Source organism: Marinomonas profundimaris, from assembly GCF_000508165.1.
Lineage (GTDB): Bacteria > Pseudomonadota > Gammaproteobacteria > Pseudomonadales > Marinomonadaceae > Marinomonas > Marinomonas profundimaris.
In genome coordinates, this window is the sequence record NZ_AYOZ01000025.1 from 1 (window position 1) to 8,964 (window position 8,964).

Genomic DNA, 8,964 nt, shown 5'->3' on the forward strand with positions numbered 1-8,964 from the left:
TTTAGAGGGGAAAATCCCTAGAACCCCATAGTGGTGTGATTTCCGCGCTACTGGGCTGATCGCTTTTTATAAGCAGTAATACACCAACAGCAAAAAGTAGCGCAGTAAAAATGGCGACAAAAGGCATCACACCGTGAACGCCAACAAAGCCAAGGCAAAGCTGTCCTAACGAGCTGCCACCATAGAACGCTCCCATATAAAGGCCCACGCGCTTGGCGCGGTCGGCTTCATTACCATGTAATAACCAAGACTCAACAACAACGAATACACCTGCAACGGCAACGCCAGCAACGAACCGGGCAAGCAACCAAACGCTGGCGTCAGGGATTGCAGGCATTATGGCAATAGTAGTGATGAGCGTACCTAAACACCAAACAAATCCGTTTCGGTGTCCCAAGCGGGTAACCAAAGGCTCAATGGCCAACGCACCGAGAAGAAGGCCTGCATAAAAGCTACTTGCTAACCAACTGGCCAGCGACGTATCAAGGCCATAGTGCGTTAGCATAAGTGGAATGAGGCTCATTAAATAGCCTGACGCTATCGCATACATTGCCAGGGCAATCACCGGCGCTGAAATGCGTACTTTAGGCTCTGTAGACAATGTGTTTTCCAACGTTAAAGCCCCTGCAATCCGCAACTGCGTTCTAATGGCTATTAATTATTTGCGGGAATATGAGGGAATTTAACGGCGAGGTAAAACAAAAAGAAATGGTCGTAAAGAGCGATTTTATTACATGTTGAAGTGTGGAGGTGGTCTGAAAAGACGCTGGTTATAAGCGCGCACCGCAGGGCCAAGTTATCGCCCCTGCTTGCTTACAATTTTGCTATTTACATTTGAAAGCGTACGCCTGCAAATACGGTTCTTTCGAGGGCAGGTTCGATACCATCATTTCTCACGCGAGAATAATAGTTCTCGTCTAAAAGGTTATTAATGCCTCCATATACTGCCCATTGCGAATCGATACGATATTCAGCGGTCAGGTCAACAACTTCATAGGAAGGAATTAGCGCGGCTATTTCATCGATGCCTGTTCCTCTAGACGCATTCGAGTCTTGCCAAAATTGCTCGTCTACCATTGTCGCAGTAAGCGCGACATCAAGCTTTTCCGTGTTGTATATAAACCCGGCGCGTAAAAGATACTCCGGTGCAAAAGCGGTGGTATTTCCAACCAGGCTCTCGTTAAGGGAAGAGACGATTTCGGCATCAAGCAACGAGCCATTGGCAAAAATTCTAAAACTTTCGTCAGCACGACCCGCAAAAAGGTCGTAGTCGACGCTAAACTCTACGCCTTGATGGCGAGAGTCGCCAGAGTTCACTCGCTCTATGTCAGCGATATTTACCTGAATAGTTTCAATTTTGTCGTCAAAGTCGATTCTAAACGCGCTCACGTCAAGTACAAGACCATCAACAGGCATGGCGCGGTAACCAAATTCATAGTTCATTGCACTAGAAACATCGGGGCCATTTGAGCTGGCGAGTTCTGAATTGGGGTTGGCCAAATCATCAAATCGTTGAGGGCGATAAGATTCAGAAACGTTTGCATAAAGCTCACTGATTTCGTTGAGCTGATACATCATGCCAAGACCGAGTAGCAGTTCATTTTCAGTCTCGTCTACGTCGATAGGATCTCGGTTTAGACTTGGATTTTTAGTCAACTCTTCTAAGTCGTAATTAACGCGCTCATAACGTAGGGTAGGTACCACACTCAATTTATCGAATTTGAATAAATTTTCGATAAATACGGCGTTATACGTCATTTTACGGTCTTGATCGAATAGCAAGTCAGCGGCGTTCTGTTGGTTAGAGCGAATATCGCTACTGACGTGACGAGTTCTTGGGCTATCTCCCCAGTAAGAGGTTGTCCCCACAGTCAGCACATTGTTGTCGCCCCAGGCTTGCGCATAACGGGCGTCGAAGCCCCAATTATCGAATTCTTGTTGATCAATATTTGTGGTAGCAGGCTCATTCTCAGGCTCAGAAAATTGCCCAGAACGGCGACTAAAGCGGTCCATGTATGAATACCAGACATTCGCGTCAAGCGTCGCACTATCGCTAATCTTCTGCGCAAAAGTAAAATTAGCCAGTACTTGTTCTATCTCAACACGATTGAATGGGGTTAATGTTTGATTGCGGTCTTGTTCAAATTCCGTCGTACTCAAACGACCTGCTTCACCAGAGTCTGAGTTGTATACATCAAGTTCGAAACCAAGGCGAATGTCGTCAAACCCTTCATAAGCCACACTAACGTGGCCTGATGTTACATCGAAATCTTCATTATCTCGAGGGCCGTCGGCCGAACGGTGGTCTACCGATGCAAAGAAACCGAAGTCTCCAGTTGAAGTGGCAAACTCATTATAAGTGCTATATAGCCCATTGCTCCCGAGTGCTTGATCGGTTCGAAAGCCCGTATCGCGGCCTACTTCTGCGCGCTTGGTAATAAAGTTTACCGTCGGCCCTATTTGTGGACCGTAAATTAAACCCGACCCGCCGCGAACGAATTCTATGCGCTCAATACGCTGTGCTGGCGGCATGTAGTAGATGGTAGGGTATCCGAAAAGGTCTGCGGCTAGGGGAATATTGTTTTGAAAAAAGCCCACGAACTCAGACTCATGAGGGTTTCCTAAGCCGCGGTAGTTCACATTGTAAAAACTGGGGATGGCTTGATCTGAAACGAAGAGCCCCGGCAGCGTAGAAAACATCTGTCTTAAGTTTGGCTCAATGAAGTTAGGCATTTCATCAAGCTCTACCACTGAGGTCTTTTTGCCCTCAAAGATTTTGCCAGAATCAACGGCAGCCATGGTGCGTGGAAATGTTGAATCGCTATTTCCACTAATGGTGATACGCTCAATATCGTCTGGCGCTATAGCCGCCATTGCGGACGCGCTCGACAGTCCCGCTAGTGCAAATGCTATCGCTTTACCCAATTTAGATACTCTACTTACATTTCTCATAAATTTACCCTTTAACACTCTAAATACAAATGATAATGGTTCGTATATGATATATATAATTGTTTTTTTATCAACAAAAAATTCGAAGAATAAAATCTATTTAACAAAAATGCTTATGAACTAGATGATTGCCCACTCAGAGGGCGCTAGCAAGTCTCCTAGCGAAACGTGAGAATCCAGGAGTGGCTGTTCCCTTTCAAATTCCCAGGACGAAGCTACGCATAGTGAAGGTTTCTTTGATATCTGCCGGAGCGGTGGGATCCAGGTTTTCCTCCAGCAATCCCTGATAACCAAAGTTTTCCTGAGCAGAGCGATAACCGCAGCGGGATTTGGTTTGCTGATCGCCGGTAAAAAATACACGGCTGACCGCATAAACTTCCGCTAATAATGTCGGCTCTATACCAATGTCGCTGATTTGCATAAACCCAGACTGGCTTAAGCTCTTGTGGATTGCCTGCGCCGGGGCAGGATGTGGATAAAAGGGGATGACAGGTAAGGTCATTTTTGCTCTCTTTAAAAAATGGGTGACAATGCCGCGTCCGCTCAATCGAGGCGCAGACGCATGAGTTAAGTTAAAGAGATTTTGTGTTACCAGCCCACCAGGCCAGGCACCAGTGGAAGAAGCCGTAACTGCATGGCAGTAAATTAAGCTTACTAAAGTGAGGAATGCTCGCCGGCTGTTTGACACAACCGTGAGCCAGTACCGTGAGCAACGACATTAAATCGATCAGCAATCCTAAAACACCGCATGTAAAGCGGTGTGATGTCATACTCATTGATTGAAAAAACGAAGTGGTTGCCACGCGCCTGCTCTGTATATGGTATAAATAAAATACTACACGGCAGCCGGTTAAATGCAATGGGAAAATTATCGGTAAAACCCAATTGAAGCATGCTCCGAAATCGCCTTAAAACTCAATCAGCCTGCGCGTTTTCCTGCTTTAATGGCAACAACAAAGTAAACTCGGTAAACACACCGGGTTCGCTCTCGCAGTGAATCGAACCATCCAGTCGCTGCATAATGTTATACACCACCGATAAGCCAAGCCCGGTTCCCTCGCCGATGGGTTTGGTGGTAAAGAAGGGCTCAAATATTTTCTGCTGGATGTCGGCCGCCATGCCGGGGCCGTTATCCCTAATTCGAATGTGCAGCATATTATCTATCTCTGCAGCGCTTATTTGAATAACCGGCTCAGCCGTATCCGCCTTTTCCATTGCCTGCACAGCGTTTTTAATCAGATTCACCAGTACTTGCTCAATGAGACCTGAGTGCGTATGCAACACGCCATTGAACTCAACATTCCGCTGGATGCTAACCTTGTTATCCAGGTCATATCGCATCATCTTCAGAGTGTCATCCAGCAGCACAGAGAAATCACAAACCTCTTTTTCTCCGGTCTGATTATGAGAAAAAGAGCGTAAGTCGCTAATGATATTTTTAACCCGTTGCAGACCATTAAAAGAATCAGCGACGATTGCTCTGATATCTTCCAAAATAAACGGTATACCCGCCTGCTCCTCAAATTCACTGAGACTTTGTTTGAGATGAGCCGCTTTTTGATCCTGCTGAATGTCTATGGCAGTTAACAGCTCACTCTGCATGGACTGCAACTGAATAATGTTATCCAGATAGCTATCCATTGAGGAGAAGTTGCTGATCACAAATGACAGTGGATTATTAATTTCGTGAGCGATACCCGCTGCCATACGCCCGATACTGGCGAGCTTTTCGTTGTGTGCCAATGCCTGTTTAGTGGATTTAAGCTCCAGCAGCGTATCCCGCAGACGGGTATATTGTTTCTTGAGGCTCGACTCAGCCTGTTTGCGCTCTAACAACACCGTAAGCTGCTCAGCGGCCTTATTGATAATCGTAATCTGCTTCATGGAAACCCGCTCCATCTCCTGTTCGGGGATCAGGTAAAGCAATAAACACACTACGCGTTTATACACCACGATGGGGAATGCCAGATAACTACCAATATGAGTGGTTATAAGTTGGGTAACCGGCTCCAGTCCGCCACTTTCATCGAGCAGGTGAATTTGTGGATGCTGTTCTTCTATTGCCTGAGCAAGGCTGGCCGGCAGCCCGCCCTCTGATAACAATGCCTGCATAGTTTTTGCCAGATCGTTGCTGGCAGTATCGGAACCACGCACCCGAAAACGCGATGTGTTTTCCAGGTAAATTTCGAAACTGCAGTGGGCATGGCATAATCTCGCCAGCGCATTTGAGAAGGTTGAAAGCAGCGCCGTGAGCTTTTCGTCGCCTCGTGAAAAGCGTGTGATACACACCAGCAATTCTGTTTCTGCATCGTGCTGACGGTAGGTGTTTTCAATATACTCAAAAGTGGCCAGCTCCCGTTTGAGCACACTGGCATTAAACTTGGCTTTCGCTTCAGACGCCGTTAAACAGGCATTGATTTGGTACTCTTCCAGCCAGACTACTTCGTCCAGTTGCTGAGTGGGGTTATGCATAAGAATGATACGGGTATCCTGGTTAACCAGCCCCTGACGAATATACTGGGCTACCGACTGACAGAGGGAAATATCATCATCGGAGCCTACACAGAGTATAACCAGTGAGGGCTTACAACTGCGCAGTGTCTTTTTAGCGTTTCTCAGGCTGGTTAATTTTTCGCAGTGCATTGTGTTATCCGGCAAAAATGCCGCTAAGTCTGGACTCTGACCAACCAAAAACACTGGATTTTCCATACATTTACCCAACACTACCGTTTCTGAAAACTCTGCTATATTTGAAAGATAGTCGTTGCCTGCAGTTACGCAAACAATTACGCAGTTTAGAAAAAAGGAAAGTAAAAATGAAGTTAGTGAGATTGGTGTACTACAGCCATGCCTCGCGGGAAATGTCACTTAGCGATCTGAAATCCATTCTCGACACCGCCCGCCGTAACAATCAGGCCGAGGGCATTTGCGGTATGCTTTCTTACGAACAACAATATTTTTTGCAGGCGCTGGAAGGCGAACGCAGCGCCGTTAACGAGCTTTACCTGGATATTGCTGATGACCCCCGCCATGACGAAATCACTATTATCAGCTATGAGGAAATCACCGCCCCTATTTTCAAACAGTGGAAAATGGGCTACGCCGGCGGCAGTGCCGAGTTTACTAAATTGCTCAAAGAGATGGGCCAGACTGAGTTCCTGCCGGAAACCATGAGCCCTCGACAGGCATTCCAATTCCTGCAACACCTTGCTGGTAATCAGGACAACCTTTAAGGCATAGTGGTTAAGCAATCTAACCTAAGTTAGCCAGGAGCGACTATGTCCGACGCACAGAGTTACACATCGGTAGACCAGTACATTACCGCCCTACCCGTGGAAAAGCAGCGGGTAATATCACAGTTACGCCAGACAATACTGGATAACCTGCCAGCCAGATTTAGCGAATGCATCAACTAAAACATGATTGGCTATGTGGTGCCCCATCAACTGTTCCCTGCCGGTTATCATTGCAACCCAGAATTGCCATTACCCTTTATGAACCTGGCGGCACAGAAAAGCCATTATGGCTTTTATCATATGGGCATTTATGCAATGCCTGAGCTCGAAAGCTGGTTTCGGGTCCGTTACGCCGAAGCGGTACCTACTAAGCTGGATATGGGTAAAAGTTGTATCCGTTTTAAAAACCCCAAACACATTCCCTACAACTTAATTGGCGAGTTGGTCAGCAAAGTGAGCGTTGATGATTGGATATCGGTTTATCAAAGCCTCAAAAAATAGAACTTGTTCCACTTTTACTGTTCTACTCTATTAACGACTTAAATTGCGCTTCTGATAACACTTCTTCTTCCAGTAAAGCTTGTGCAACCTTGCTTATTTGCTCCCAGTATTGGTCAACTAATTGATCAGTTTTCAGGGTTGCTTCATCCAGCCACTCTTTGATTAATTTTTCAGTCTGAGATTGAAAGTAAACGTCTCCGCTCCATTCATGTAACACTGTGGTGTCTAAGTTGTAACTATCGGGATGCATTCCGTATTTGGCAACAGGATTCCAGGCAGACCACATGGCCTGCCTCAAATCACTGCTGGCACCGGTATCTAATCCTTCATCTCCGAACTGTTTTACCTGGGCCGCTCGACCAGCTAACGCTACACATGTCTGCGAGAACCAAAAAGCTTTCGTGTAATCAATTTCTTGTTCCCTGTTGTAGGCCACCATTCCTAAAGCTTGTTCTCTGGGCACAATACTTATTTGTTCAATTATTCTCTCTGGCATCAGAACTTTTGAGATAACCGCATGACCAGCCTCATGAAAGGCGGTTTCTGCCAGCATTTTTGCGCACTTATCAAGTGTCCGTTTAGCGCCATATTTAAGAATATTAATTTCTTCCAGTAACGTACTTTGACCAATTTTGCCAGTATTCTTACTTAGAGCCTGAAGCACTGTCTCCCGATGAACCTTCTCTAAATCTGCACCGCTCATACCAGCCGTTAGTGATACGATTAAATCAACATCTATAGCCTCTTCGTAAACGTCGTACTGCAAGAACTTTTCGATAAACCAGCGCCGGGCATTTTTATCCAGGAAAGGAACATGGACATGAAGATCAAGCCTTCCTGAACGTAATAATGCTTCATCAAGTTTATCCAGCCGATTGGTAGCCGCGACAATAAAAACCGCGCCTTTATTTGGCTATTTGCATTCTAAGGTTGGAAATCAGCTTTTCTGCCAAGGCAATGAAAAGGCTCAGTTGGTTGGAAGCTAAAGTATGAGGGGCTGCATTGTACGTTTTTCGGACCTTGAGACTATAAATTTCCCACCCTATTGATCAGTAGATTTACATTAAAATCATATACACACTGTGATGCCAATTCAAGATAAAGGCGCCATTGCTAGTAACTCACTCTCATACCTATAAACGACATCGTCCAGAGCAGACGTTACTGTATCAATTGGTCGAACGCCACTACCCAGAATTTCAGAAGCAGCTTTCACAAAAAGGGAAGTCGTTACCACTTCATGTGGTAAAAGAGTTTGAAGAGTTTCTTAGGTGTGGTCGGCTTGAGCATGGTTTTTTGCGTGTAGTTTGTGACGACTGCAAGCATGAGAAACTGCTGGCGTTCAGCTGCAAACGCAGGGGATTTTGCCCAAGTTGCGGTGCAAGAAGGATGGCAGAAAGTGCCAAGTTGTTAGTTGAAGATGTTCTTCACGGTTACCCTGTACGCCAATGGGTATTGAGTTTACCCATCCCGCTTCGTCTACTTCTAGCTAGGTATCCCAAACACTTAAGTAAAATCATGCAAATCATTCATCGTGCTATTTCTTGCGATATTGTGCATCGGGCTGGGTATCTTAAGAAGCAAGCAAACACAGGAGCGGTGACTTACATTCAGCGATTTGGTAGTGCACTGAATCTCAATATTCACTTTCACATGCTCTTTTTGGAAGGCGTTATCACTCAGGAGTGTGGACAGTCCAAATTCAAGTGCGTTAAAGCACCAAACCACAATGATATGGAAACCCTCGTGAATGTCATTAGCCATCGCATCGCGACCTACTTGGAGAAGGCCGGGCTCGTTCAACGGGATATGGACAACACATTTCTCGATTTACCCATGGATGACGAAGATAGTTTACTGCCCTTGCAAGCAGCCTCTGTCAATTACCGCATTGCTGTAGGACCAGATACAGGCAAAAAAGTCTTTGCCTTGCAAACCTTACCTGCCAAAGACGAACAACATTACGGTCAATTAGCTCAAATAAACGGTTTTAGCTTACACGCTGGGGTGTTTGCAGACAGCCATCAAACTGACAAACTGGAAAGGCTATGCAGATATATCTCAAGGCCAGCGTTAAGCGAGCAACGATTGAGTCTAACCGATTCAGGAAAAGTAAGATATCAACTGAAAACTCCCTATCAAGACGGTACCACACATGTCTTTTTTACTCCCTTGGATTTCATAGGCAAGCTCGCGGCACTGGTGCCAGTGCCGAGGCTAAACCTTACGAGGTTTTATGGCGTGTTTGCTCCCAATGCTAAGGTGCGTGCCGAGG

The 8,964-nt window shown here is 45.9% G+C and carries 9 protein-coding genes and 1 pseudogene; 4 read left to right on the forward strand and 6 right to left on the reverse strand.

The genetic code is table 11. The features are described from left to right. Position 1 precedes the first annotated feature (1 nt). The 4 genes from D104_RS30605 to D104_RS37040 form a co-directional block, all read right to left on the reverse strand. Entirely contained in the window at positions 2–601 is a 600-nt protein-coding gene (locus D104_RS30605) for an MFS transporter (RefSeq protein ID WP_200866764.1), read from the reverse strand. A 227-nt stretch (positions 602–828) separates the two neighbouring features. Beyond that, entirely contained in the window at positions 829–2,952 is a 2,124-nt protein-coding gene (locus D104_RS30610) for a TonB-dependent receptor family protein (protein WP_020745975.1), read from the reverse strand. A 196-nt stretch (positions 2,953–3,148) separates the two neighbouring features. Then, positions 3,149–3,454, reverse strand: a complete 306-nt coding sequence (locus D104_RS30615) for a 2-oxoglutarate and iron-dependent oxygenase domain-containing protein (protein ID WP_024024471.1) — start codon at positions 3,452–3,454, stop codon at positions 3,149–3,151. 413 nt (positions 3,455–3,867) lie between these two features. Continuing rightward, the gene (locus D104_RS37040) at positions 3,868–5,661 is read right to left on the reverse strand and encodes a sensor histidine kinase (protein WP_024024472.1); all 1,794 of its coding nucleotides are present in this window, start codon (positions 5,659–5,661) and stop codon (positions 3,868–3,870) included. A gap of 107 nt (positions 5,662–5,768) precedes the next feature. Here D104_RS37040 and D104_RS30620 point away from each other — a divergent pair, with 107 nt between their 5' ends. Genes D104_RS30620 through D104_RS30625 form a run of 3 tightly spaced genes read left to right on the forward strand, consistent with a single transcriptional unit; the run spans position 5,769 to position 6,689 of the window. After that, positions 5,769–6,185, forward strand: coding sequence for a BLUF domain-containing protein (locus tag D104_RS30620; RefSeq protein WP_024024473.1), 417 nt, complete (start codon positions 5,769–5,771; stop codon positions 6,183–6,185). 45 nt (positions 6,186–6,230) lie between these two features. Next, positions 6,231–6,368 (forward strand): hypothetical protein, encoded by a 138-nt coding sequence (locus tag D104_RS37480; RefSeq protein WP_198033587.1) that lies wholly within the window; start codon positions 6,231–6,233, stop codon positions 6,366–6,368. Between the two features lie 3 nt (positions 6,369–6,371). Then, complete coding sequence (locus D104_RS30625; protein WP_020745968.1) at positions 6,372–6,689, forward strand: DUF1801 domain-containing protein; 318 nt, start codon at positions 6,372–6,374, stop codon at positions 6,687–6,689. A 22-nt stretch (positions 6,690–6,711) separates the two neighbouring features. On the opposite strand, the gene D104_RS30630 is transcribed toward D104_RS30625, so the two are convergent. Both D104_RS30630 and D104_RS37700 read right to left on the reverse strand, forming a co-directional pair. Then, positions 6,712–7,455, reverse strand: coding sequence for an ATP-dependent metallopeptidase FtsH/Yme1/Tma family protein (locus D104_RS30630; protein ID WP_024024474.1), 744 nt, complete (start codon positions 7,453–7,455; stop codon positions 6,712–6,714). A gap of 54 nt (positions 7,456–7,509) precedes the next feature. Then, positions 7,510–7,581 (reverse strand): annotated as a pseudogene (locus D104_RS37700) (AAA family ATPase); the annotation flags it as partial. 218 nt (positions 7,582–7,799) lie between these two features. Between D104_RS37700 and D104_RS30635 the strand changes: the two are divergent. Then, the coding region (locus tag D104_RS30635) for an IS91 family transposase (protein ID WP_051997761.1) at positions 7,800–8,964 on the forward strand (1,165 nt) is incomplete at its 3' end.